Raw genomic sequence first — 492 nt, forward strand, 5'->3', positions numbered from 1 at the left:
ACCATTGCTTTTCACATTATCCTGAACATTCACTTCTCGTTGTACTGTTGTTCCACTTATGTTCACATTTCCACTACTTACTGAACCATTGCTTTTCACATTATCCTGAACATTCACTTCTCGTTGTACTGTTGTTCCACTTATGTTCACATTTCCACTACTTACTGAACCATTGCTTTTCACATTATCCTGAACGTTTACTTCTCGTTGTACTGTTGTTCCACTTACATTCACATTTCCACTACTTACTGGACCGTTATTCCTTACATTATCTTGAACGTTTATTTCTCGTTGTACTGTACCCGATTCAGGTTTTATACTATTTTGCAAAGTAGCAGATCCCCCTACACTATTTAAACGATCGGCGACATTAATTTGTCTTTCGACTTGTTGATTATTACCTTTTGCCTGCTCATTTGGTACTTCATTTCTTCCTGGATTATTCATACGGTTCGTTACTTCCAACTCTCGTTCTACTTGTTGGCGATTACC

General features: G+C 37.6%; 1 pseudogene. It reads right to left on the reverse strand.

Annotated features, from left to right (window positions below):
* Positions 1–492, reverse strand: a pseudogene (locus MR058_RS22950) (pLS20_p028 family conjugation system transmembrane protein); the annotation flags it as partial.

It is taken from the genome of Bacillus cereus group sp. BfR-BA-01430, assembly GCF_022663115.1.
GTDB classification, from domain to species: Bacteria; Bacillota; Bacilli; order Bacillales; family Bacillaceae_G; genus Bacillus_A; species Bacillus_A cereus_BD.